The sequence below is a fragment of the Achromobacter deleyi genome (assembly GCF_013116765.2).
In the GTDB taxonomy this organism is placed as follows: Bacteria; Pseudomonadota; Gammaproteobacteria; order Burkholderiales; family Burkholderiaceae_B; genus Achromobacter; species Achromobacter deleyi_A.
In genome coordinates this window covers 3,257,071-3,282,604 of the sequence record NZ_CP074375.1, presented here as the reverse complement: position 1 = coordinate 3,282,604, position 25,534 = coordinate 3,257,071, and the positions used below count along the sequence as shown (strand labels likewise).

Here is a 25,534-nt window from a genome sequence, read left to right as displayed (position 1 = left end):
TCAACGACGCTTTCTGGCTTCTTCCGCGGCTTCCTGCTGCGCGTCCACCACGGCCAGCGCCGTCATGTTGACGATGCGGCGCACGGTGGCGCTGGTGGTCAGGATATGCACGGGACGCGCGGCGCCCAGCAGGATCGGACCCATCGCGACGCCATTGCTGCCCGTCATCTTCAGCATGTTGTACGTGATGTTGCCGGTGTCCAGGTTCGGCATGACCAGCAGGTTGGCCGGGCCCTTGAGCGTGCTGTCCGGATAGGCCAGAACGCGGATCTTTTCCGACAGGGCGGCGTCGGCGTGCATTTCGCCGTCGACTTCCAGGTCGGGGGCACGGTCTTGCACCATGCGGCGCGCGGCCGCCATCTTGCGCGACGATTCCGTGACGCGGCTGCCGAAGTTGGAGTGCGACAGCAGCGCGATCTTCGGCACCACGCCAAAGCGCAGCATCTCGTCCGCAGCCTGGATGGTGATGCTGGCGACTTCCTCGGCCGTCGGGTTTTCGTTGACGTGCGTGTCGGTGACGAACAGCGTCTGGTCGGGCAGCATCAGCACGTTCAGGGCGGCGTATGTCTGGCCTTCCTTCTTGCCGATGATTTCGTCGACGTACTTGAGCTGGTTGTCGTACTTGCTGGCCACGCCGCAGAGCAGCGCGTCGGCGTCGCCGCGGCGCAGCAGCATCGCGCCGATCAGCGTGTTGTGCTTGCGGATCATTGCCTTGGCAATGGCCGGCGTCACGCCTTCGCGGCCCTTCAGCTGGTAATACGCATTCCAGGTTTCGTTGAAGCGGCTGTCGTCTTCCGGATCCACGATTTCGAAGTGCTGGCCGGCCTTCAGGCGCAGGCCGGCTTTTTCGATGCGCATCTCGATGACGGCGGGGCGGCCGATCAGGATCGGGAACGCCAGCTTCTCGTCGGCCACCGTCTGCACGGCGCGCAAGACGCGTTCGTCTTCGCCGTCGGCGTAGATGACGCGCTTGGGCGCCTTCTTGGCCTGGGCGAACAGCGGACGCATCAGCTGCCCGGAGTGGTACACGAAGCCCATCAGCTTCTGGCGGTAGGCTTCGATGTCTTCGATCGGGCGGGCGGCCACGCCGGAGTCGGCGGCGGCCTGAGCCACGGCCGGGGCGATCTGGACGATCAGGCGCGGGTCGAAGGGCTTCGGAATGATGTAGTCCGGACCGAACGACAGTTCCTGGCCGGCATAGGCGCGGGCCACTTCATCGTTCTGCTCGGCTTGCGCCAGTTCGGCAATGGCCTTGACGCAAGCCAGCTTCATTTCTTCCGTGATGCGCGAGGCGCCGGCATCCATGGCGCCGCGGAAGATGAAGGGGAAGCACAGCACGTTGTTGACCTGGTTCGGGTAATCCGAACGTCCGGTGGCGATGATGCAGTCGGGGCGGGCGGCCTTGGCGACTTCCGGGCGGATTTCCGGTTCCGGGTTGGCCAGCGCCAGGATCAGCGGGCGGTCGGCCATGGTCTTGACCATGTCGCCGGTCAGCACGCCGGCGGTGGAGCAGCCCAGGAACACGTCGGCGCCGTCGACCACGTCGGCGAGCGTGCGCGCGTCGGTCTTCTGCGCGTAGCGCTTCTTGTTGGCTTCCATGTTTTCATCGCGGCCATCCCAGATGACGCCGCGCGAATCCACCACGTAGATGTTCTCGCGCTTGACGCCCAGGTGAACCAGCAGGTCCAGGCAGGCGATGGCGGCGGCGCCGGCGCCGGAGCAGGCCAGCTTGACCGAGCCGATGTCCTTGTTGACGACCTTCAGGCCGTTCAGGATGGCGGCCGACGAGATGATGGCGGTGCCGTGCTGGTCGTCGTGGAAGACGGGGATCTTCATGCGCTCGCGCAGCTTCTTCTCGATGTAGAAGCACTCGGGCGCCTTGATGTCCTCAAGGTTGACGCCGCCCAGCGTGGGCTCCAGCGCCGCGATGATGTCGACCAGCTTGTCCGGATCGTTCTCGGCCAGTTCGATGTCGAACACGTCGATGCCGGCGAACTTCTTGAACAGGCAGCCCTTGCCTTCCATCACGGGCTTGGCGGCCAGGGGGCCAATGTTGCCCAGGCCCAGGACCGCGGTGCCGTTGGTGATCACACCCACCAGGTTGCCGCGCGAGGTGTACTTGGACGCGGCGTCGTCGCCCTGGTCGAAGATGGCCATGCAAGCCGCGGCGACCCCGGGGGAGTAGGCCAGCGACAGGTCGTCCTGGTTGGCCAGCGTCTTGGTCGGCGTGACCGAGATTTTGCCGGGGGTGGGATAGGCGTGGTAATCCAGCGCCATTTTGGTGAGAGTTTCGTCCATGGATCGGGGCCTCAGAGGCACTAACTGAAAAAGAAACGGAGATGACAAAAGGCGGGCTCGCGGCCCGCCGTATTTTTTGCGAAATGCTTGGGGAACATCCGTATTTCACCAGAAAGCGCGGGCGCTTGGTTGCTGCAGTGCAGCGAGCATTCGCTTTTAATCAAAAAAGCGCCGCGCAGGATGAGCCGGATGGACGATGGCGGATTGGGGGAGCCTACATCTCCCAGGGCGGCGCCTGGCGGCTGTCCGCGTTCAGTTTCTGGCGCAGCGTCCGGGCGTCATCCTGCCTGCCCAGGCTGTCCAGCGCGTACAGCACGATCCAATCCGCGCTGACCTCGAAGAAGTCGCGCAGCTGCGCGCGGGTGTCGCTACGGCCGAAACCGTCGGTGCCCAGCGTGCGGTAGGGCGCGGGAACCCAGGCGCGGATCTGTTCGGGCACGGCGCGCACGTAGTCGCTGGCGGCGATCACCGGGGCGTCGCTTGCGCCCAGGCAGGCGCGGACCCAGTCGGCGCTGGCGCCGTCTTCCAGCCCCAGCACGCGGGCGCGCTCGGCCTGCCGGCCGTCGCGGGCCAGTTCGGAAAAACTGGTCACGCTCCAGACCTCGGCGTCCACGCCGTAGTCATCCTGCAGGCGGGTGGCGGCCATTTCGGCCTCGCGCAGCATTGGGCCGGCGCCCAGCAGGCGCACCTGGGCATCGCGGCGCGCCGGCCGCAGCCGGTACAGGCCGCGCAGGATGCCTTCGCGCACGGCGGGGTCCTGCGGCATGTCGGGCTGCGCCAGGTTTTCGTTGGTGACGGTCAGGTAGAAGAATTCGTCGCGTTGCTCGTCCAGCATGCGGCGCATGCCGTGTTCGACGATGACGGCGACCTCGTAGGCGTAGGCCGGATCGTAGGCGCGGCAATTGGGCACGGCGGCGGCCATGATGTGGCTGGAGCCGTCCTGGTGCTGCAGGCCTTCGCCGCCCAGCGTGGTGCGGCCGGACGTTGCGCCGATGAGGAAGCCGCGCGTGCGCTGGTCGGCGGCGGCCCAGATCAGGTCGCCGATGCGCTGGAAGCCGAACATCGAGTAGTAGATGTAGAAGGGCAGCATGGGCAGGCCATTGACCGAGTAGCTGGTGCCGGCCGCCGTCCATGACGAGATTGCGCCGGCCTCGGTGATGCCTTCTTCCAGGATCTGGCCGTCGCGGGCTTCGCGGTAGTACAGCACCGAGCCGATGTCCTCGGGCTCATAGAGCTGGCCCTGCGCGGAGTAGATGCCGATCTGGCGGAACAGGTTGGCCATGCCGAAGGTGCGCGCCTCGTCCGCCACGATGGGCACGATGCGCGGCCCTACGGCGCCGTCCTTGAGCAGCGCCGTCAGCATGCGGACGATGGCCATGGTGGACGACATCTCCTTGCCGTCGGCGGCCAGCGCGAAGCGCGCCCACTGCTCCACGTCCGGCGGCGTCAGGCGCGGGGCCTCCGAATGGCGCCGGGGGATGTGGCCGCCCAGCGCGGCGCGGCGCGCCTGCAGATGACGCATTTCGGCGCTGTCCTCGGCGGGGCGGTAGAACTTCAGCGCGAGGCAGTCGGCGTCCGATATCGGCAGCGCGAAGCGGTCGCGGAAGGCCAGCAGCGCCACGTCGTCCAGCTTCTTTTGCTGATGCGTGGTCATCTTGCCCTGGCCGGCCGAGCCCATGCCGAAACCCTTCTTGGTCTGCGCCAGGATGACGGTGGGCTGGCCGCGGTGCCGGGCGGCGCGGTGATAGGCCGCGTGGATCTTCACCATGTCGTGGCCGCCCCGGTGCAGGCGGTCGATGGCGTCGTCGGACCAGTCGGCCACCAGGGCGGCCAGTTCGGGATTCTGGTTGAAGAAGTGGGCGCGGTTGAAGGCGCCGTCGTTGGCCGCGAAAGTCTGGAACTGGCCATCCACGGTATTGGCGAAGGCGCGGGCCAGCGCGCCGCCGGTATCCCGCCGCAGCAAGGCGTCCCAGTCGCTGCCCCAGACCAGCTTGATGACGTTCCAGCCCGCGCCGGCGTACAGCGTTTCCAGCTCGTCGATGATGCGGCCGTTGCCGCGCACCGGGCCGTCCAGCCGCTGCAGGTTGCAGTTGACGACGAAGATCAGGTTGTCCAGTTTTTCGCGGGCGGCCAGCGTCAGCGCGGCGATGGATTCGGGCTCGTCCATTTCGCCGTCGCCGAAAATGCCCCAGACCTTGCGATCCGCGCCGGGCACCAGCGAGCGGTGCTCCAGGTAGCGCATGAAGCGCGCCTGGTAGATGGCATTGATCGGCCCGATGCCCATGGAGCCCGTGGGGAACTGCCAGAAGTCCGGCATCAGCCAGGGATGGGGGTACGACGACAGGCCGCGCAGGCCGCGGGAGGTCGCGGTGATCTCCTGGCGAAAGTGCGCCAGATCGTCTTCGCCCAGGAAGCCTTCAAGGTAGGCGCGGGCGTAGACCCCGGGCGCCGAATGCGGCTGCATGTAGACGATATCGCCGGGGCTGTCCGGCGTGCGCGCGCGGAAGAAATGGTTGAAGCCCACTTCGAACAGGTCAGCGGCCGACGCGTAGCTGGCGATGTGGCCGCCCAGCTCACCGTGCGCCAGGTTGGCGCGCACCACCATGGCCAGCGCGTTCCAGCGGTTGATCCGGGCGATCCGCTCTTCGACCGCCAGGTTGCCCGGGAAGGCGGGTTCCTGGTCGGCGGGGATGGTGTTCAGGTAGGCGGTGCGCGTCTGGCTGTTGGCCCGCAGGCCCAGCGAGGCGGCGTGGCCCAGCAGGCTGTCCAGCACATAGCCCGCCCGCGCGGTCCCTTCGGCCTGCACCAGCGACTGCAGGGCGTCGCGCCATTCGGCGGTTTCGGCGGGATCGGCGTCGTCTTGGGGGGCGTGGCCGGGAAGGGGCTGGCTGGCGTCGCGCATTGTGATGTTGTCTCCGGTTTTACCTCCCATGCTAGACCCTTGCCCGAGGCATGAGTAATCAAAATCTTGGGAGGAATCCCCAGGTTTCAGCATAATCTGTTGTCAGGTTTTCGAGCTGCGGCAGGTTCTACCGTGGAACGGTGCTTACGGGTGGTGACCACGTGGTGGACGTCCAGGCGCTAGAATTCGCGCCTATCAGATAGGGAGAATTCCATGACCCAACCCATCCGCATTCCCGCGGAGGTCACCTTGCCGGAACTGACGTTCCGCGGCGTCCTGCTGGGGGCCTTGATCACGGTCATCTTCACGGCCTCCAATGTGTTTCTGGGGCTGAAGGTCGGCCTGACGTTTTCGTCCGCCATCCCGGCGGCGGTGATCTCGATGTCCGTGCTGCGCCTGTTCAAGGACGCCAACATCCTTGAAAACAATATGGTGCAGACGCAGGCCTCGGCCGCGGGCACGCTGTCGTCCATCATCTTCATCCTGCCGGCCCTGGTCATGATGGGCCACTGGCAGGGCTTTCCTTTCTGGCAGACGTTGGGCATCTGCGCGGCCGGCGGCATGCTGGGCGTGATGTTCACCATCCCGCTGCGTCATGTGATGGTGGTGCAGAGCGACCTGCCTTATCCGGAGGGCGTCGCGGCGGCGGAGATCCTGCGGGTCGGCAGCGCCGAGCGCGCCCAGGACGCTTCCGAGGCCGAAGGCCACGCGCCCGCCAAGGCCGCGGCGACGGGCATGGGAGACATCGTTGCCGGCGGCCTCGTGGCGGCCGTGGTCAGCTTTGCCGCCAGCGGCCTGCGGGTGCTGGGCGACAGCGTCAGCGGCTGGTTCGCGCTGGGCGGCGCCGTGCTCCGGCTGCCGATGGGTTTTTCGCTGGCGCTGCTGGGCGCCGGCTACCTGATCGGCATTGTCGCGGGCCTGGCCATGCTGACGGGCTTGATCATCTCCTGGGGGATCGCGGTGCCGATCCTGACCGCCATGGGCGACATGCCCGCCGGCCAGACGCTGGAGCAATACGCCACGGGCCTGTGGTCGTCGCAGGTGCGTTTCATCGGCGCGGGCGTGATCGGCGTGGGCGCCATCTGGACGCTGGCGACGCTGTTCGTGCCGATGGCGCGCGGGGTGAAGGCTTCGTTCTCGGCCTTGACCAAGGCGGGCGCGGCGCGCGCGGGTCTGGCCCCGCGCACCGAGCGCGACCTGTCCGCGGGCTGGATCTCGGTGGTCACGCTGGTGCTGGTGGCCGTTCTTGTCGTCACCTTCCAGGTGTTCCTGTCGGGCGTGCCGCTGTCGGCGGGCGCCATCTGGAAGCTGGTGACCTACGCGGTGCTGTTCGCTTTCGTGTTCGGCTTCCTGGTGGCCGCCGCCTGCGGCTACATGGCCGGGCTGGTGGGGTCGTCGACCAGCCCGATCTCCGGCGTGGGCATCGTGGCCATCGTGCTGGTGTCCGTGCTGATGCTGGCGCTGGGCGGCGAATTGCTGGCGGTGCAGAACGGTGTCCAGCTGGCGATCGCACTGGCGATCTTCAGCACGTCGGCCGTGGTGGCGGTCGCCTCCATTTCCAATGACAACCTGCAGGACCTGAAGACGGGCTGGCTGGTGGGCGCCACCCCGTGGCGCCAGCAGGTGGCGCTGCTGATCGGCTGCGTGGTGGGCGCGGCGGTGATCTCGCCGGTGCTCGAACTGCTGTACAACGCCTACGGTTTTGCGGATTCGATGCCACGCGCGGGCATGGACCCGGCGCAGGCCCTGTCCGCGCCACAGGCGACGCTGATGCTGGCGATTGCGCGCGGCATCTTCACCCACCAGTTGAACTGGACCATGATCCTGATCGGCATGGCCGTGGGCGTCGGCCTGATCGCGGTGGACGAAATCATGAAGCGCACCTGCCGCGTGGCGCGCATTCCGGTGCTGGCGGTGGGCATCGGCATCTACCTGCCGCCGACCGTCGCGGCGCCCATCGTGGCGGGCGCGGTGCTGGCCTGGTTGCTGGAGGGAGCCTTGCGCCGCCGCGCCGCGGCCGCCGGCCAGCCTTACGAGAAGTTCGCCGACGCGGCCAACCGGCGCGGAGTGCTGATCGCCTCCGGCCTGATCGTGGGCGAGAGCCTGGTGGGCGTGCTGATGGCGGCCATCATCGGCGCCAGCGGCACGGAGGCGCCGCTGGCGCTTGTGGGCGAGGGTTTCGCGCGGACGGCTTCTTACCTGGGGCTTGCCGTTTTTGCGATGGTGGCGGTGCTGTTCTGGCGCCGCGTGATGCGGCTGGCGTAGCGCCGTGCGCGGTCAGACGGGCTTGAGCAGGTCGGCCAGCGTGCGCGCGATCACCTTGGTCGCGCGGCGCAGGTCTTCCAGCACCACGCGCTCGTCGCTGCGCTTGGCATGCGACTCCAGCACGGTGCGCGGCCCCGCGCCGTAGATCACGCCGGGGATGCCGGCTTCGGCGTAGAGGCGCACGTCCGTATACAGCGGCGTGCCCATGGCGGGTATCGGTTCGCCGAACAGTTCCTCGCCGTGCTTCTGGATGGCCTGCACCAGCGGCTGGTTGCCAGGCAGGGGGCGCATGGAATTGGCCAGCAGCAAGCGCTTGATGTCGATGTGGATGCCTGGCGTCGAGGCGGCCGCCTCCTGGATGATCCGGCGGATGTCGGCTTCGACCTCGGCGGCGTTTTCCTCGGGAATCATGCGCCGGTCCAGCTTGAAACTGACCTTGCCGGGCACCACGTTGGTGTTGGTGCCGCCTTCGATTCGCCCTACGTTCAGGTAGGGGTGGGAAATCCCCGGCACCTGGGAGGTGACCTCCCGGTAGAGCGCGTTCTGCGCGTACAGGGCGGTGAGGATCTTGACCGCGCCTTGCAACGCGTCCACGCCGCTGCTGGGGATGGCCGCGTGCGCCATCCTGCCATGCACCGTCACTTCCATTTGCAGGCAGCCATTGTGGGCCGTCACGACTTCATAGCTGAAGCCGGCCGCGATCATCAGGTCGGGCTTGGTCAGGCCTTGCTGGAGCAGCCAGCCCGGTCCCATCAGCCCGCCGAATTCCTCGTCGTAGGTGAAGTGCAGTTCGACCGCGCCATGAATGGGGCGGGCCACCGCCTCCAGCGCGCGCACGGCGAACGTGAAGCTGGCGAAGTCGCTTTTGCTGACGGCGGCGGCGCGGCCATACAGGCTGCCGTTTTCGATTTCGGCGCCATAGGGATCATGCGTCCAGCCATCGCCGGGAGGCACCACGTCGCCATGGGCATTGAGCGCCACGCGGCGCCCGCCGTCGCCGTACTCGCGGCGCACGATCAGGTTGGTGATGGATTGCATCCCGTAATCGCGGACGTCCTGGGCGGGCACGGGATGGGCCTCGGCCTGCAGGCCGAAGCCTTGCAGCAGTTCGGCGGTGCGCTCGGCGTGGGGCGCGTTGTTGCCGGGCGGCGTGTCGGTGGGCACGCGCACCAGTTCCTGCAGGAAGCGGACTTCTTCATCAAAGTGGGCGTCAACCCAGGCGTCGAGTCGGGCGTAGTCGGTCATGGTTTTTGCGTAGTGGTTTCATTGGCGAGCGCGTCGAGCAGGCCTTGCATCGCAAGCGCGGCCAGCTGGATGTCGTCGCTGGTGGTGGATTCGCGGGGATTGTGGCTGATGCCGGCGTTCTGCCCGCGCACGAACAGCATGGCTTGAGGCATGACTTCGTGCAGTTTCATGGCATCGTGTCCGGCGCCGCTGGGCATGCGGTACACGGGTACGCCCAGCGCCTCCACCGCGCGTTCCCAGCGTTGCTGCCAGGCCGGGTCGCTGGGCGCGGCGGCGACGCGCATGGTTTCTTCCAGCGCGTAGCGCAGGCCGCGCCGCTGGCAGATGGCGGCCAGTTCGGCCAGCACGTCATTGACCAGCGCATCGCGCTGCGGGTCGCTGGGGGCGCGCAGGTCCAGACTGAAGCGGCATTCGCCCGGCACCACGTTGATCGAGCCGCTGGGCACTTCGAGCATGCCGATCGTGCCCACGGAGTCGGCATCAAGCGCGGCGCGTCTTTCGACGAACAGGGCGAGTTCGGCGGCGGCCACGGCCGCATCGCGGCGGCGGTCCATGGGCGTGGTGCCGGCATGGCTGGCCATGCCGAAGATCTGCGCCTGGTAACGCACGCTGCCGTTGATGGAGGTGACGATGCCCAGAGGCAATCCCAGCTCGTACAGCACCGGTCCTTGTTCGATATGCACTTCGATGAAGCCCAGGTAGCGGGCGGGGTCGCGCCGCAGCTTCGGGATATCGTCGATGCACAGTCCCGCGTGCACCATGGCTTCGCGCATGGTGATGCCGCCGGCGTCCTTCTGGTCCAGCCACTCGGGCTTGAAATCGCCGATGAGGGCGCCGGATCCCAGGAACGCGGCCCGGTAGCGCTGGCCTTCCTCTTCGGCGAAGCCGATCACTTCCAGGTCGAAGGGCAGGCGCCGGCCCTGGCGATGCAGCTCGCGCACGCAGGCCATGGGCACGAAGATCCCCAGCCTGCCGTCGTACTTGCCGCCGTTGCGCACGGTGTCGTAGTGGCTGCCGGTCATGAGGGTGGGCGCGCCGGGACGGTCCGCGCGGTAGCGTCCCACCACGTTGCCCACCGCGTCGATCGCGACCTCATCGAAGCCGCACTCCCGCATCCAGTGCGAAATGCGCTGCGCGCAGGCGCGGTGCGCGTCGGTCAGGTACGTGACGGTGAGCTGGCCTTTTTCGGCGTAGCCGGGATCGCTGTGCGCGCTGAGCCGCTCTTGCCAGTCCCAGATGTCATTGCCCAGCGCGGGCTCACCGAATTGCTCGTGCAGGCGGAGCTCGGCGATGCGATGAAGGTGGCGTAGCGCCTCCTCCAGTTCAGCCTCGGGCGGGTTGTCCAGCCGCCGCGCGAGGTCGTCCAGAAGCTCGGCGCCGTTCAGTTCCGTGCCGCGCGCTCCGCGCGGGGCGGCGATGGGCGGAAATCCGAAACGGGTCGTGTAGTCGGCGTTGAATTGCGCAAGGCGATCGGTCTCTTCGGGGCGGCTGCCCGGCAATTGCGCCAGTTGCGGCTGGGCGCGCACGAGCGCCAGCCGGGCGTCCGGGCTTGCGCCGTCCACGGTTTGCCGCAGGCGCTGGCGCAGGTCGGCGATCGAGCGGAAAGGACGCGACTGGACGGCTTGCGCCGCTACCCAGGTCGAGTGCGGGTACAGGTCGCCGAGCAGGGACTCCGCCTCGGCGGACGTTGCGGTGTTGAGTCGGGCTAGGGTGTGGGCCATGTTCATCCTGGTCAACTGGCGGGAGAATAGGGATGCGCGCTTTTCCAGTGCCGCGCGATGTCCAGCCTGCGGCATACCCAGACGCGGTCGTGACGCGCGATGTGGTCCAGGAAGCGCTGCAGCGCGGTGATGCGTCCGGGCCGGCCCAGCAGGCGGCAGTGCATGCCGATGCTGAGCATCTTGGGCGCTTCGTCGCCCTCGGCGTAGAGCGCGTCGAAGCTGTCCTTCAAGTACTGGAAGAAGGGCTCGGCATGCGAGTAACCCTGCGGCAGCGCAAACCGCATGTCATTGCAGTCCAGGGTGTAGGGCACGATGAGTTGCGGCACGACCGTGCCGTCGGTTTTTTGCACCTGCATCCAGAAGGGCAGGTCGTCGCCGTAATAGTCGCTGTCATACTCGAACCCGCCGTAGTCCGCCACCAGCCGGCGCGTGCGGGGGCTGTCGCGCCCGGTGTACCAGCCCAGCGGGCGCGTGCCGGTCAGCGTGGTGATGGCGTCCATGCCCAGGCGCATGTGCTCGCGCTCGGTGGTCTCGTCCACGTTCTGGTAATGGATCCAGCGCCAGCCGTGGCACGCGATTTCATGGCCCAGTTCCGTGAACGCGGCGGTGAGTTCGGGGTGGCGCTGCAGCGCCATGCCGACGCCGAAGACGGTCAGGGGCAATTGCCGCTTCTCGAATTCGCGCAGGATGCGCCACACGCCCGCGCGCGAGCCGTATTCGTAGATGCCCTCCATGCTGATATGCCGTTCCGGATAGCTGGCCGGATTGAACATTTCGGACAGGAACTGCTCGGACCCCGGGTCTCCGTGGAGCACGCAGTTCTCGCCGCCTTCCTCGTAATTCAGCACGAACTGCACCGCAATCCGCGCGTTACCGGGCCATCGCGCATGCGGCGGATTTCGTCCGTAGCCGACCAGGTCGCGGGGGTAGGGAAGGGTGGTGTCGTAGGATGTCATGGGCGGGGAGCGGGTGCCGGGCTTGCGGGCCAGCGCAAGGATTGCAGGGCTGGCTCAACAATAACGGTAAAGCCATTTCATGTATACAATTTATGTACATCAAAATGGGCCCGGCACGCCATCGGCGATTCCCCTAGGGCCGCCGTCAGCGCAGGTCGCCGCAGGGCCAGCCCATGGCGCCGTACCCGCCCCTATCCGTTGCGGTAGAGAAAGCTGTAGGCGTTGATCGCCGGCACCCCTCCCAGGTGCGCATACAGGACCCGGGAGCCTGCCGGGATTTCTCCTTTGCGGATGATGTCCATCATGCCCTGCATCGATTTCCCCTCGTATACCGGGTCGGTCATCATGCCTTCCAGGCGCGCGCAGCTGCGGATCGCCTCGTTGGTTTCGGCCGAGGGCAGGCCATAGGCGGGATACGCGTAGCGCGTGTCCAGGACCACGTCCCGGTCTTCGATCGGCCTTTCCAGCCCGACCAGGTCGGCGGTGCGCCGCGCAATGCGCAGAATCTGGGCGCGGGTCTGGTCCGGCGTGGCGGAGGCATCAATGCCGATGACGCGGTCGGCGCGCCCGTCGGCCGCGAAGCCCACCACCATGCCCGCCTGCGTGCTGCCGGTGACGGCGCACACGACGATGTAGTCGAACTTGAATCCCAGCCCGGCCTCCTGGCGCCGCACCTCCTCGGCGAAACCCACATAGCCCAGGCCGCCGAGCTCATGGTCCGACGCACCGGCCGGGATCGCGTAGGGCTTGCCGCCGCGGCGCTTCACGTCTTCCAGCGCCTCTTCCCAGCTGCGGCGAAAGCCGATGTCAAAGCCTTGATCCACCAGCCGCACGTCCGCGCCCATCAGGCGGCTCATCATGATGTTGCCGACCCGGTCATAGACCGCATCCGAATAGTCCACCCAGTTTTCCTGAACCAGCACGCAGGCCAGCCCCAGCTTGGCCGCCACCGCCGCCACCATGCGCGTGTGGTTGGACTGGATGCCGCCGATGGTCACGAGCGTGTCGCAGCCTTGCGCCAGCGCCTGCGGGATCAGGTATTCCAGTTTGCGCAGCTTGTTGCCGCCGAAAGCCAGGCCGCTGTTGCAGTCCTCGCGCTTGGCGTAGATCTCGACCTTGCCGCCCAGGTGCGCGGACAGGCGGTCGAGCTTCTCGATCGGGGTGTCGCCGAAGGTCAGGCGATGACGGGGAAATCGTTGCAGATCCATGGGGGCTCCTGAAGGATTTTTGCCAGGCCGGGCACCCGGCCCGGACGAGAAAAATCATAGGAATTCCACGGAAGGATGGTCAATTGCGTATTTTTTTGATCTATTAAATATAAAGTTCTAGATCGACCAGGGATTGGATTTATTATTTTGAATAAAAAAATAACGCGAAATTAAATTTTCAGGGACGCATCAAATGACCGCCGTTTTTACGCTGGACCGCATCGATCGCCAGATACTGCGCGTGTTGCAGCAGGACGCGCAGATCACCAATCTGGACCTCAGCGCTCGCGTTCATCTGAGTCCGGCCGCCTGCCTGCGCCGGGTCGAGAAATTGAAGAGCGAGGGCATCATCAAGAAGACGGTCGCCTTGCTGGAGCCAGCCGACGTGGACATGGCCACGCTGGTCATCGTGGGGGTGGTGCTGGACCGCTCCACGCCCGAGTCCTTCACCGACTTCGAAGAGGCGGCGCGCGGCATCAGCGGCTGTCTCGAGTGCCATCTGGTGGCGGGTGAATTCGACTACTTCCTGATGCTGCGCATACGTGATCTGGAACGCTACAACAAGCTGCATGCGGGCGAGATCATCAAGCTGCCCGGCGTACGCCAGATCCGCACTTTTTTCGTGCTGAAAGAGATCCTGTCGACGACCGCGCTGCCGGTATGACGAGGCTAAAGCGCAACACTCGCATTTCGATGCGCCAAAAATGACGCGCTGCGGCATTCTGGATTAACAGAATTTGGTGGCGTGTAGACGGCGAAATGGACGGGGTTCGCTGGACATTCCAATGCCGCATGGAAGCATTCCGAAAGGGCTTTTGCGTCACGGAAAAGCAAAAAGACGACCGTAAACTCAAAGGGTTATACTCTCATCCCATACGGCTTTTAAGGCTTGTACGCGCCTTCTGCCCCTGCTATCCGCTTAACGGGAAGCCCGTGTCGCGGAAGGTTTTCCTGCATCGTGTCGAGTGAAGCACTCGTAAAGGTGAAGCGATATGTCTTCGGAAATAGAATCTCTATCCACGTCTTATCTCTTTGGGGGTAACGCCCCTTATGTTGAGGAGCTTTACGAAGCCTACCTCGACAATCCCGGTTCGGTTCCTGACAATTGGCGCGAATACTTCGACCAGTTGCAGCACGCTCCCGCAACCGACGGCCAGGAATCCACTCGCGACCAGGCCCACGCTCCCATCGTCGAATCGTTTGCCCAGCGCGCCAAGGCCAATGCCTTCGTGCAACGCTCGGCCGAACCCGACCTGAGCGTCGCCAGCAAGCAGGTATCGGTCCAGTCGCTGATTGCCGCCTACCGCTCGCTGGGCTCGCGCTGGGCCGACCTGGATCCGCTCAAGCGCCAGGAACGTCCCCCGATCCCGGAACTCGATCCGGCCTTCTATGGCCTGACCGAAGCCGATCTGGACCAGACCTACTCGGCCACCAACACCTACTTCACGACCGCCAGCACCATGACGCTGCGCGACATCCTGAAGGCGTTGCGCGATACGTACTGCCGCAGCATCGGTGCCGAATTCACGCACATCTCCGACCCCGCCGCCAAGCGCTGGATCCAGGAACGCCTGGAAACCACCCTGGGCGCTCCGGCCTACTCGACCGCGGAAAAGCGCCATATCCTGCAGCAGCTGACCGAGTCCGAAGGGCTCGAGCGTTTCCTGCACACCAAGTACGTCGGCCAGAAGCGCTTCTCGCTGGAAGGCGGCGAAAGCTTCATCGCCTCGATGGACGAAGTGGTGAACCACGCCGGTGAAAACGGCGTCCAGGAAATCGTGGTCGGCATGGCCCACCGCGGCCGCCTGAACCTGCTCGTGAACATCATGGGCAAGATGCCTGGCGACCTGTTCGCCGAGTTCGAAGGCAAGCACGCCGAAGGCCTGACCGACGGCGACGTGAAGTACCACAACGGCTTCTCGAGCGACCTGTCCACCCGTGGCGGTCCGGTCCACCTGTCGCTGGCGTTCAACCCGTCCCACCTGGAAATCGTCAACCCCGTGGTCGAAGGCAGCGTGCGCGCTCGCCAGGAACGCCGCGGCGATGCCGAAGGCAAGCAAGTGCTGCCGGTGCTGGTGCACGGCGACGCGGCTTTCGCCGGCCAGGGCGTGGTCATGGAAACCCTGAACCTGGCCCAGACGCGCGGCTACGGCACGGGCGGCACGCTGCACATCGTCATCAACAACCAGATCGGCTTCACCACGTCCGACCCGCGTGACTCGCGTTCGACGCTGTATTGCACCGACGTGGTCAAGATGATCGAAGCCCCGGTGTTCCACGTCAACGGCGACGATCCCGAAGCCGTGGTGTTCGTCACCAAGCTGGCGCTGGACTACCGCCTGCAATTCCGTCATGACATCGTCGTGGACATCGTTTGCTTCCGCAAGCTGGGCCACAACGAGCAGGACACCCCGTCGCTGACGCAGCCCCTGATGTACAAGCGCATCGGCCATCACCCCGGCACGCGCAAGCTGTACGCCGACAAGCTGACCACGCAAGGCGTGCTGGCCGAAGGCGAAGCCGATCAGCTCGTCAAGGACTACCGCCAGCTGATGGAAGACGGCCAACGCACCATTGAACCGGTGCTGACCGACTACAAGAGCAAGTACGCCATCGACTGGTCGCCGTTCCTGGGCGCCAAGTGGACCGACCAGGCCGACACCGCCGTGCCGCTGGCCGAACTCAAGCGCATCGGCGAACGCATTACGGCGGTTCCGGAAGGCTTCACGGTCCACCCGCTGGTCGCCAAGCTGCTGAATGACCGCCGCACCATGGCCAAGGGCGAATTGAACCTGGACTGGGGCATGGGCGAACACCTCGCCTTCGCGACCCTGGTGTCCTCGGGCTACGCCATCCGCATCACCGGCCAGGATTCGGGCCGCGGCACGTTCACGCACCGCCACGCCGTGCTGCACGACCAGAACCGCGAACGCTGGAACGACGGCACCTACATTCCGCTGCAGAACGTGTCGGAAGGCCAGGCTCCGTTCACCGTGATCGACTCGGTGCTGTCCGAAGAGGCCGTGCTGGCGTTTGAATACGGCTACTCCAGCGCCGAGCCCAACACGCTGACCATCTGGGAAGGCCAGTTCGGCGACTTCGTCAACGGCGCCCAGGTCGTGATCGACCAGTTCATCAGCTCCGGCGAAGCCAAGTGGGGCCGTCAGTCGGGCCTGACGCTGATGCTGCCGCACGGCTACGAAGGCCAGGGTCCCGAGCACTCGTCGGGTCGCATCGAGCGCTTCCTGCAGCTGTGCGCCGACAACAACATGCAAGTGGTCCAGCCGACCTCTGCTTCGCAGATCTTCCACGTTCTGCGCCGCCAGATGATCCGCCCGTTCCGCAAGCCGCTGGTGCTGTTCACGCCGAAGTCGCTGCTGCGCAACAAGGACGCGGGTTCGCCCCTGACCGATCTGGCCGGCGGCAGCTTCCGTCCGGTGATCGGCGAGGTCGACGAGGCCATCGACGCCGGCAAGGTCAAGCGCGTGCTGGCTTGCTCGGGCAAGGTGTACTACGACCTGGTCAACGCCCGCCGCGAGCGTGGCGCCGACAACGTCGCCATCGTCCGTGTCGAGCAGCTCTACCCGTTTGCGCACAAGTCGTTCGAAACCGAACTGCGCAAGTACCCGAAGGCTACCGAGGTGATCTGGGTTCAGGACGAACCGCAGAACCAAGGTGCCTGGTTCTACGTTCAGCATCACGTGTACGAGAACATGGTCGAAGGCCAGAAGCTGGGCTACGCAGGTCGTGCCGCTTCGGCATCGCCGGCCGTGGGCTACCTGGCCAAGCACCAGGAGCAGCAGAAGGCCCTGATCGAAGCGGCTTTCGCGCCCAAGTTCAAGGTCATGTTGACGAAGTAACCTTTACTTGATGCACGCGCCGCGGGCGGCAAGCGTTCAGGAACCCGGTTTCGAACCTTGCCGCGCCGCGTGACCAGAACTCACTCTTTACGGAATAAATAAAATGGCTATTACCGACGTCGTCGTCCCCCAACTTTCCGAATCCGTTTCCGAAGCGACCCTGCTGACCTGGAAGAAGCAGCCCGGTGCTGCCGTCGAAGCGGACGAAATCCTGATCGAAGTCGAAACCGACAAGGTCGTGCTGGAAGTGCCGGCTCCCGCCTCGGGCGTGCTGGCTGAGATCGTCAAGGGCGACGGCAGCACCGTCACCTCCGGCGAAGTGCTGGCCCGTATCGACACCGCTGGCAAGGCCGCTTCGGCCGCGACCGCGCCCGCCGAGGCCCCCAAGGCTGCTGAACAAGCCGCTGCCGCTCCGGCCGCCGCCGCTCCTGCTTCGTCGGCCGCCGCCGGCGTGGCTTCGCCCGCCGCCGCCAAGATCCTGGCCGAGAAGGGCGTCGACGCCGCTTCCGTGGCCGGCACCGGCCGCGATGGCCGCGTGACCAAGGGCGACGCCCTGGGTGCCAGCGCTCCCGCCGCCAAGGCCGCTCCGGCCAAGGCTCCGGCTGCTCCGGCGCCCACCACGCTGTCGCTGGACGGCCGTCCGGAACAGCGCGTGCCGATGAGCCGCCTGCGCGCCCGCATCGCCGAGCGCCTGCTGCAATCGCAGCAAGAAAACGCAATCCTGACCACGTTCAACGAAGTGAACATGCAAGCGGTCATCGATCTGCGCAGCAAGTACAAGGACAAGTTCGAAAAGGAACACGGCATCAAGCTGGGCTTCATGTCGTTCTTCGTCAAGGCCGCCGTGGCCGCGCTGAAGAAGTACCCGCTGATCAACGCCTCGATCGACGGCAAGGACATCATCTATCACGGCTACTTCGACATCGGTATCGCTGTCGGCAGCCCGCGTGGCCTGGTGGTGCCGATCCTGCGCAACGCCGACCAGCTGTCCATCGCTGAAATCGAAAAGACCATTGCCGACTTCGGCCGCCGCGCCGCGGACGGCAAGCTGGGCATTGAAGAAATGACCGGCGGCACGTTCTCGATCTCCAACGGCGGCGTGTTCGGCTCGATGCTGTCGACCCCGATCATCAACCCGCCGCAATCGGCCATCCTGGGCGTGCACGCCACCAAGGACCGCGCCGTTGTCGAAAACGGCCAGATCGTCATCCGCCCGATGAACTACCTGGCGCTCTCCTACGACCACCGCATCATCGACGGCCGCGAAGCCGTGCTGGGCCTGGTCGCCATGAAGGACGCCCTGGAAGATCCGCAGCGCCTGTTGCTGGACCTGTAATCTCGACGCCCCTGGCCGGCGCCGCGCTCGACCTCACGGTCCCGCGGCGCCCCGGCCGGCTCCTGGCCGGCCGGCAGCCCGAATCCGCTGGGCGGGGCGAGCTCCACTCAATACCTCATTCGCGAGAACACTATGTCCAAACAATTTGACGTTGTCGTCATCGGCGCGGGCCCCGGCGGCTACATCGCCGCCATCCGCGCCGCGCAACTCGGCATGTCGGTGGCGTGCATCGACGCCTGGCAGAACGGCCAGGGCGGCCCGGCTCCCGGCGGCACTTGCACCAACGTAGGCTGCATCCCGTCCAAGGCGCTGCTGCAATCGTCCGAGCACTTCGAGCAGGTCAACCACCACTTCGCCGATCATGGCATCGAAGTCAAGGGCGTGAGCCTGAAGCTCGACACGCTGATCGGCCGCAAGAACACGGTGGTCAAGCAGAACAACGACGGCATCCTGTACCTGTTCAAGAAGAACAAGGTCACCTTCTTCCACGGCAAGGGCGCCTTCACCGGCCAGGTGGAAGGCGGCTGGGCCATCAAGGTCACCGGCACCGCCGAAGAAGACCTGATCGCCAAGCACGTCGTGGTGGCTACCGGTTCGTCGGCGCGTGAACTGCCCGGCCTGCCGTTCGACGAAAAGGTCGTGCTGTCCAACGACGGCGCGCTGAACATCGGCGCAGTGCCCAAGACGCTGGGCGTGATCGGCGCCGGCGTGATCGGCCTGGAAATGGGCAGCGTGTGGCGCCGCCTGGGCTCCGAAGTCACGATCCTGGAAGCGATGCCGGAATTCCTGGCCGCCGCTGACGCGCAAGTGGCCAAGGAAGCGCTGAAGGCCTTCACCAAGCAAGGCCTGAACATCCAGATGGGCGTGAAGATCGGCGAGATCAAGGCGACCGCCAAGTCCGTGACCGTGCCCTATGTCGACGCCAAGGGCGCCGAGCAGAAGCTGGTCGTGGACAAGCTGATTGTCTCGATCGGCCGCGTGCCCTACACCGGCGGCCTGAACGCCGACGCCGTGGGCCTGAAGCTGGACGAACGCGGCTTCGTGGCCGTGGACGGCGATTGCAAGACCAACCTGCCGAACGTCTGGGCAGTGGGCGACGTGGTGCGCGGCCCGATGCTGGCGCACAAGGCCGAGGAAGAAGGCGTGGCGGTTGCCGAGCGCATCGCCGGCCAGCATGGCCACGTCAACTTCGACACCGTGCCGTGGGTCATCTACACGTCGCCGGAAATCGCCTGGGTGGGCAAGACCGAACAGCAGCTCAAGGCCGAAGGCCGCGAGTACAAGGCCGGCAGCTTCCCCTTCCTGGCCAACGGCCGTGCTCGCGCGCTGGGTGACACCACCGGTTTTGCCAAGGTGATCGCCGACGCCAAGACCGACGAAGTCCTGGGCGTGCACATCGTGGGCCCGATGGCCTCGGAACTGATCTCGGAAGCCGTGACCATCATGGAATTCCGCGGCGCCGCCGAAGACATCGCCCGCATCTGCCACGCGCACCCGACCCTGTCGGAAGCCGTGAAGGAAGCCGCTCTGGCCGTGGACAAGCGCGCGCTTAACTTCTAAGCGTCCTTGACCTGGGCAAGACAGGGGGCGGGTTCAAGGACCCGCCCTTTTTTCATTTTGGTTGATGAGCTGGTTGACCTGACTCCATGAACGTCCGCGAATACTACGAACACGCCCTCGCCGAGCGCGGCTACAAGCCCGATGCCGCCCAGAAGCAGGCCATTGATCGCTTGCAGCGCTATTACGACGAATGGATCAAGTTCAAGTCGATGCGCTCGAACGCGCTGAAGAAGCTGCTGAGCCGCCCCGATGTTCCGCGCGGCGTGTATCTGTGGGGCGGCGTGGGCCGCGGCAAGAGCTTCCTGATGGATGCCTTCTATGCCACGGTGCCCGTGGTGCGCAAGACGCGACTGCACTTTCACGAGTTCATGCGGGGCGTGCATCGCGAGCTGGAAGAAGTGAAGGGCACGCAGGACCCCCTGGATGAAGTGGCCCGGAGGGTGTCCAAGCGCTACCGCCTGATCTGCTTTGATGAGTTCCACGTGTCCGATGTGGCGGACGCGATGATCCTGCATCGACTGCTGCTGAAGCTGTTCGAGTACGGCACGTCCTTCGTGATGACGTCCAACTATGAGCCGTCGACGCTGTACACCGACGGCCTGCACCGCGACCGCGTGTTGCCCGCGATCGCGCTGATCCAGTCGCGCATGGACGTCATGAACGTGGATGCCGGCGTGGACTATCGCCGCCGTTCGCTTGAACAGGTGCAGTGCTTTCATACGCCGCTGGATGAACACGCCCAGCAGGCGCTGCAGGCGGCCTTCGATAGCCTGGCCGATACGCCTCCGCAAGATCCCGTGCTGCATATCGAACACCGCGAGATCCGCGCGCTGGCGCTGGCGGGGTCGGTGGTGTGGTTTGATTTCGCAACGCTTTGCGGCGGCCCGCGTTCACAGAACGACTATCTGGAATTGGCCAACCGCTTTCACGCGGTGATCCTGTCCGGGGTGCCCAAGATGGGGCCGCGGCAGGCCTCCGAGGCGCGCCGTTTCACCTGGCTGATCGACGTGTTCTACGACCACCGGGTCAAGCTCATCATGTCCGCCGAATGCGAACCCGAAGAGATCTACACCGAGGGCGCGCTGGCCAACGAGTTTCATCGCACGGTGTCGCGCATTCTTGAAATGCAGTCGCGCGAATACCTGGAATCCGAGCGCCGGCTGACCGTGACGTTGTAGTTATGCCGCATCCGCCCCTGTTTCGACGGGGCGGACAGACATAAGATTGGTAATGCAAGTCATTATCACTTAAGATTTTGAGACTTCTGGTCAAGCGCCGCAGTCTCAATCGTGTCCTCCACTTTTCTTTCTTCATCGGCCCCGTGCGTGGACGCCCCGGGCGCGCCCGTGGAGGGCTTGTACCGCGATCATCGCCCCTGGCTGTTCGGATGGCTGCGCCGCAGGCTGGGTTGCGAGCATCGCGCCGAAGACCTGGCGCAGGACGTGTTCGTCAGGGTGATCCAGGGCCGCAAGGCGGTGCGCGGCCACGAAGCCCGCGCGCTGTTGACCACCATCGCCAAGGGGCTGGTGGTGGACTACCAGCGCCACGCCGCGCTGGAACACGCCTATCTGGCCTATCTGGCCGCGATGCCCGAATCGTATGCGCCATCTCCCGAAACGCAAGCCGAGCAGCTTCAAGCCCTGATGCAGCTGGACCGCCTGCTGGACGGCCTGCCGCCCAAGGCGCGCTCGGCGTTTCTGCTGTCGCAGCTGGACGGCCTGACCTATCCCGAGATCGCCGAACGCCTGGGCGTGTCATTGAGCTCGGTCCAACAGTACATGGTGCGCGCGATGTCCGCGTGCTACGAGGCGTTCTATGCCTGACGCCGCCGATGGCATGCCGCCGGACCCGGTCGTGCGCCAGGCGATAGTCTGGTGGGCCAAGCTGCAATCCGGCTTGGCCGACACGCACGACCGGGAATCCTGTAGCGCCTGGCTGGCGCAGGATCCGGCGCATCGCCAGGCATGGGATCGGCTGCAGGCCATAGGCCGGGACGCGCGCCGGGTGCCGGCGGCGCTGGCGCATGCCGCGCTGAATGCGCCGGCGTCGCAGGGCCGGCGCGCCGCGCTGCGCGGCCTGCTGGCCGTGGCCGGCGTGGCCGCGACGGGCTGGACGGGCTACCGTCATGCGCCCTGGCAGCGCCTGGTGGCGGACTTCAGCACCAGCGTAGGAGAGCGGCGTTCGGTCGCGCTGGCCGACGGCCTGCGCATCACCCTGAACAGCGACACCGCGGTGCGCGTGAACCTGAGCGGCAATGCGCGCGGCATCGATCTTCTGCGCGGCGAGATGCTGGTGCAGGCCGAGCCGCGCCCGGGCGTGGAGGCCTTGCGTGTGGACACCGGCTACGGGGAGCTGCGGGCCGAGCGGGCGCGTTTTGATTTGCGCCGCACCGGCAGCGGCTCGCGCGTGGGCGTCTACGAAGGCAGCGTCGCGCTGCTGCGCGATGGCGTGCTGACGCATGTCAATGCTGGCGAACGCCTGGTGTATGCGGACCAGGGCGAGGTCAGCCGCAATGCGTCGGACCCGGACCGCCTGGCCTGGGTTGATGGCATGGTGGTGGCCAAGGATTGGCGCCTGGCCGATTTCGCCGAGTATCTGGCGCGCCAGCGGGTGGGAGTGATCCGGGTCGACCCCGCGGTGGCGGAACTGCGCCTGTCGGGCGTGTTTCCGCTGGATGACGCCGAGCGCGCGTTGAGGGCGCTGGAACCCGCCTTGCCGATCGCCGTCACCAGGCATACGCAGTACTGGCTGCAGGTCGGACCTCGCGAGATCTGACCGTTACAAATTTTTTGGCCCAAGCATTGCAGGTTTTTGATCCCCGTACGGAAAGCAGGGGTAGATACCACCGTACAGGGAGAGTTCCGTGTTTGCTTCATTCCATCCGCGCTTGAGCGCACCGCTGACCGCCGGCCGCATGGCCGTGCTGGCCGCCACTTGCGCAGGCGCGCTCGTTGCCGGTGCGCCAGCGGCCTGGGCGCAATCCGCGCCGGCCGCGGCCAACGCCCAGCGCAGCTACCAGATCCCGGCCGGGCCGCTGGCCGACGCGCTGACGCAGTTTGCGCGCAGCGCCGGCGTGATCCTGTCGTTCGACCCCGCGCTGGTGCGGGGGCGCCGCTCGGAAGGGCTGGACGGAGCGTACTCGGTCGGCTCGGGCTTTGCCCGCATCCTGTCTGGCAGCGGCCTGCAGGCTCGCGCGCAATCGGGCAACACCTGGACCCTGGCGCCCGCGCCGGCCTCTTCGGGCGATACCCACACGCTGGCGCCGGTCACGGTGTCGGGCATGTCGGACAGCGCCTCGGCGCCCACGGTGGGCTATGTGGCCACCGTCAGCGCCAGCGCCACCAAGACCGACACGCCGCTCATCGAGACGCCGCAATCGGTGTCGGTGATTACGCGCGAGCAGATCACGGAACAGGGCGCGCAGACCTTGAACCAGGTGCTGCGCTACACCGCAGGCGTGGCCACCGAGTCGCGCGGCGCCACGGCGACGCGTCTGGACCAGTTCACCGTGCGCGGCTTTTCGGCGTCGACCTACCTGGACGGACTGCGCGTCTTCGGCGGCCGCGATGCCCTGCCGCAAGTGGATGCGTTCCGGCTGGAGCGCGTCGACGTGCTGAAGGGACCCGCGTCGGTCATGTACGGCCAGGGCGGCCCGGGCGGCGTGGTCAACCAGGTCAGCAAGCGCCCGCTTGAAGAGACGCTGCGCGAAGTCGAAGTGCAGGTCGGCAACTATGATTTCCGCCGCGCCAACTTTGACTTCGGCGGGCCGCTGGACGAGGAAGGCAAGTACCTGTATCGCCTGGTGGGCTCGGGCTACATGTCCGACGGCCAGGTCGCGGACACCAAGGAACGCCGCTACTTTGTGTCGCCGGCCTTCACGTGGAAGCCCAATGGCGATACGTCGCTGACGGTGCTGACGAACTTCCAGCGCGATCCCGACATGGGGTCGTACGGCGCCGCGCCGGCGATGCGTACCTTGCTGAACGCACCGGACGGCTTCCGGTTGCCGGCCGATTACTACGATGGCGACGCCAATTTCGAAAAGAGCGACCGCAAGAGCTATTCGCTGGGCTACGTGCTGGATCATCGCTTCAGCGACACGCTCAAGGCGACGCAAAGCCTGCGCTGGACGCATTCCGAGGCGAAGTACCGCAGCGTCTATGGCGCCATGACCAACTACTACGGCTACACGGACAGGACTTACCTGTACCATCAGCGCGCGTCGATCGCGACCGACGTGGACGTGGGCGCACTGACCATCGACAACAATCTGCAGGCGCGCTTCAACACCGGCAGCATTGGTCATACCGTGCTGCTGGGCTTTGACTACCAGCACGTCAAGACCGACACGCTGTCCGGCTTTGGCTCCGCGCCGCCTTTGTATGTGAAGAACCCGGACAACCACCAGAACATACCGGTTCCGGCGTTCTCGACGGACGCTTCCACCACGCAATACCAGACCGGCTTGTATTTCCAGGATCAGATCAAGATCGACCGCTTGTCCTTCCTGCTTGGCGGCCGCTATGACTGGTCCCGCAACGTGGGCGAGACCACCACGATCGCCAGCGGCCGCGTCGCGCCGTCAGCCCTGAATGCGGAAGCCTTCACGGGCCGGCTGGGCATGATCTACAACTTCGACAATGGCGTGGCGCCGTACTTCAGCTATTCGGAATCGTTCGAGCCGCAATCGGGCACGGGCTGGAACAACACGCCGTTCAAGCCGATCGAGGGCAAGCAGTACGAAATCGGCATCAAGTACCAGCCGCCGGGTACCGCGACGATGTTGTCGGTGGCGGCGTTCGACATCCGCCGCGAGAACATGACCACCACCGATCCGGACCCGACGCACCTTTGCGGCACGGCCGGTGGCCGCTGCTCCATCCAGGCGGGCGAACTGCGCACGCAGGGGATCGAGCTGGAAGCCAAGACCGAGCCGATGCGCGGCCTGTCGCTGGTGGCGGCGTATTCCCTGATGAACAACGAATACTCCAAGGCCTATCCCAACGCGACCGGCTTCGATCTGACCGGCAAGTCGCCGGTGGCGGTGCCCTCGCAACAGGCGTCGGCGTGGGCGCGCTACCAGCTGCAGGACGGTCCGCTGGCGGGCTTGGGCGTGGGCGGGGGCGTGCGCTATATCGGTTCGTCCTATGCGAACGAAGCCAACACCCTGAAGGTGCCGAAGGTCACGCTGGTCGACCTGATGCTGGACTACGACCTGGGCCGCGCGTCGCCGTCGCTCAAGGGCATGCAAGTGGCGCTGAACGTGCAGAACCTGTTCGACAAGGAATACATCGCTTCTTGCTCGGGCGAGTCCTGGTGCTGGTTCGGCTATCAGCGCTCGATCAAGGCCAGCTTGCGCTACCGCTGGTGATGAACCGGACGACGGCCCTGCGCGGGGCCGTCGTTTTTCATGCGTAGCACATTCGCTACTCATGGTAACGAGAATGGTTATAATTCACGACCGATCGAATTTCGGCTCCGTCGCGGGGCGGGCCTGACCACATATTCGGACTAAAGGAAAATCAACAATGATGTTCGCAAAGACTATTGCCGCCGTTGCCCTCCTGGGCGCCGCGGGCGCCGCGCAGGCGCACTTTGTCTGGCTGGAGCGTGGCGCCGAGGGGCCGGCGAAGGCGTATTTTGGCGAATGGGCAGACGACCTGCGCGAGAAGCGCGATGGCCTGCTGGGCAAGATCCTGGTGAAGCCCGTAGTGACCGGCGCTGACGGCAAGGCTTTGAAGGCGTCTGGCGAAGGCGCCGATTTCGTCGAGTTCGCCGCAGCCGGCAAGGGCGACGTGCGCTTGAGCCAGACTTACCAATTCAAGGAAACGCTGGTGCAGTACGGCGCCAAGGCGGGCCGTGAAGACACCCAGGGCAAGCTGGATCTGGAGCTGGTTCCGGCCGCCGCGGGCGCCAACACCTTCGTGCTGCAATTCAAGGGCAAGCCCCTGGCCAAGACCGAAGTCACCGTGTTCGGCCCGCCCAAGTGGGAAAAGCGCTTCCATAGCGACGAGAACGGCCGCATCGAAATCACGACGCCGTGGCCCGGCCAGTATGTGCTGGAAGCCGCTCACGTCGAAGAAAAGGCGGGCGAGGCCGACGGCAAGTCCTACACCAAGATCCGCTACGTCTCTACTCTGACCTTCAATCTGAACAAGTGAAAGCTCCCGCAGCCGGCGCAGG

At 65.7% G+C, this 25,534-nt stretch carries 16 protein-coding genes; 10 read left to right on the top strand and 6 right to left on the bottom strand.

Going from position 1 to position 25,534, the window contains the following annotated elements; translation table 11 throughout:
• Both HLG70_RS14700 and mdeB read right to left on the bottom strand, forming a co-directional pair.
• The gene (locus HLG70_RS14700) at positions 1 to 2,298 is read right to left on the bottom strand and encodes an NADP-dependent malic enzyme (RefSeq protein WP_171664165.1); all 2,298 of its coding nucleotides are present in this window, start codon (positions 2,296 to 2,298) and stop codon (positions 1 to 3) included.
• Between the two features lie 214 nt (positions 2,299 to 2,512).
• Positions 2,513 to 5,200 carry an alpha-ketoglutarate dehydrogenase gene (mdeB, locus tag HLG70_RS14695; RefSeq protein WP_171664164.1) on the bottom strand — a complete coding sequence of 896 codons (2,688 nt, stop codon included), beginning with the start codon at positions 5,198 to 5,200 and terminating at the stop codon, positions 2,513 to 2,515.
• Between the two features lie 213 nt (positions 5,201 to 5,413).
• Between mdeB and HLG70_RS14690 the strand changes: the two genes are divergently transcribed.
• Positions 5,414 to 7,465 carry an OPT family oligopeptide transporter gene (locus tag HLG70_RS14690; RefSeq protein ID WP_171664163.1) on the top strand — a complete coding sequence of 684 codons (2,052 nt, stop codon included), beginning with the start codon at positions 5,414 to 5,416 and terminating at the stop codon, positions 7,463 to 7,465.
• Between the two features lie 12 nt (positions 7,466 to 7,477).
• Here HLG70_RS14690 and HLG70_RS14685 read toward each other — a convergent pair whose 3' ends face one another.
• From HLG70_RS14685 to HLG70_RS14670, 4 genes are all read right to left on the bottom strand, one after another.
• Positions 7,478 to 8,710: a M20 family metallopeptidase gene (locus HLG70_RS14685; RefSeq protein ID WP_171664162.1), complete on the bottom strand. Its 1,233-nt coding sequence runs from the start codon at positions 8,708 to 8,710 to the stop codon at positions 7,478 to 7,480.
• Positions 8,707 to 10,431 (bottom strand): hydantoinase/carbamoylase family amidase, encoded by a 1,725-nt coding sequence (locus HLG70_RS14680; protein WP_171664161.1) that lies wholly within the window; start codon positions 10,429 to 10,431, stop codon positions 8,707 to 8,709. Before HLG70_RS14680 ends, HLG70_RS14685 begins: the two co-directional genes overlap by 4 nt.
• Before the next feature lie 11 nt (positions 10,432 to 10,442).
• Complete coding sequence (gene puuE / locus HLG70_RS14675; RefSeq protein ID WP_171664160.1) at positions 10,443 to 11,387, bottom strand: allantoinase PuuE; 945 nt, start codon at positions 11,385 to 11,387, stop codon at positions 10,443 to 10,445.
• 191 nt (positions 11,388 to 11,578) lie between these two features.
• Positions 11,579 to 12,595 (bottom strand): 1-aminocyclopropane-1-carboxylate deaminase, encoded by a 1,017-nt coding sequence (locus HLG70_RS14670; RefSeq protein WP_171664159.1) that lies wholly within the window; start codon positions 12,593 to 12,595, stop codon positions 11,579 to 11,581.
• A 193-nt stretch (positions 12,596 to 12,788) separates the two neighbouring features.
• On the opposite strand from HLG70_RS14670, the gene HLG70_RS14665 reads away from it, so the two are divergent.
• From HLG70_RS14665 to HLG70_RS14625, 9 genes are all read left to right on the top strand, one after another.
• Positions 12,789 to 13,259 (top strand): Lrp/AsnC family transcriptional regulator, encoded by a 471-nt coding sequence (locus HLG70_RS14665; protein WP_171664158.1) that lies wholly within the window; start codon positions 12,789 to 12,791, stop codon positions 13,257 to 13,259.
• A 328-nt stretch (positions 13,260 to 13,587) separates the two neighbouring features.
• Complete coding sequence (locus HLG70_RS14660) at positions 13,588 to 16,455, top strand: 2-oxoglutarate dehydrogenase E1 component (protein ID WP_171664157.1); 2,868 nt, start codon at positions 13,588 to 13,590, stop codon at positions 16,453 to 16,455.
• Positions 16,456 to 16,558: 103 nt separating this feature from the next.
• Complete coding sequence (odhB, locus tag HLG70_RS14655) at positions 16,559 to 17,791, top strand: 2-oxoglutarate dehydrogenase complex dihydrolipoyllysine-residue succinyltransferase (RefSeq protein WP_171664156.1); 1,233 nt, start codon at positions 16,559 to 16,561, stop codon at positions 17,789 to 17,791.
• A 132-nt stretch (positions 17,792 to 17,923) separates the two neighbouring features.
• Positions 17,924 to 19,351 (top strand): dihydrolipoyl dehydrogenase, encoded by a 1,428-nt coding sequence (lpdA, locus tag HLG70_RS14650; protein ID WP_171664155.1) that lies wholly within the window; start codon positions 17,924 to 17,926, stop codon positions 19,349 to 19,351.
• An 86-nt stretch (positions 19,352 to 19,437) separates the two neighbouring features.
• The gene (zapE, locus tag HLG70_RS14645) at positions 19,438 to 20,529 is read left to right on the top strand and encodes a cell division protein ZapE (RefSeq protein ID WP_171664154.1); all 1,092 of its coding nucleotides are present in this window, start codon (positions 19,438 to 19,440) and stop codon (positions 20,527 to 20,529) included.
• Positions 20,530 to 20,640: 111 nt separating this feature from the next.
• On the top strand, positions 20,641 to 21,174 hold the full coding sequence (locus HLG70_RS14640) for a sigma-70 family RNA polymerase sigma factor (protein WP_171664153.1): 534 nt from the start codon (positions 20,641 to 20,643) through the stop codon (positions 21,172 to 21,174).
• Positions 21,167 to 22,126, top strand: coding sequence for a FecR domain-containing protein (locus tag HLG70_RS14635; protein WP_171664152.1), 960 nt, complete (start codon positions 21,167 to 21,169; stop codon positions 22,124 to 22,126). The genes HLG70_RS14640 and HLG70_RS14635 overlap by 8 nt, the downstream gene beginning before the upstream one ends.
• A gap of 139 nt (positions 22,127 to 22,265) precedes the next feature.
• Positions 22,266 to 24,722 carry a TonB-dependent siderophore receptor gene (locus HLG70_RS14630; protein ID WP_171664353.1) on the top strand — a complete coding sequence of 819 codons (2,457 nt, stop codon included), beginning with the start codon at positions 22,266 to 22,268 and terminating at the stop codon, positions 24,720 to 24,722.
• A gap of 157 nt (positions 24,723 to 24,879) precedes the next feature.
• Complete coding sequence (locus tag HLG70_RS14625; RefSeq protein ID WP_171664151.1) at positions 24,880 to 25,512, top strand: DUF4198 domain-containing protein; 633 nt, start codon at positions 24,880 to 24,882, stop codon at positions 25,510 to 25,512.
• Positions 25,513 to 25,534 lie beyond the last annotated feature (22 nt).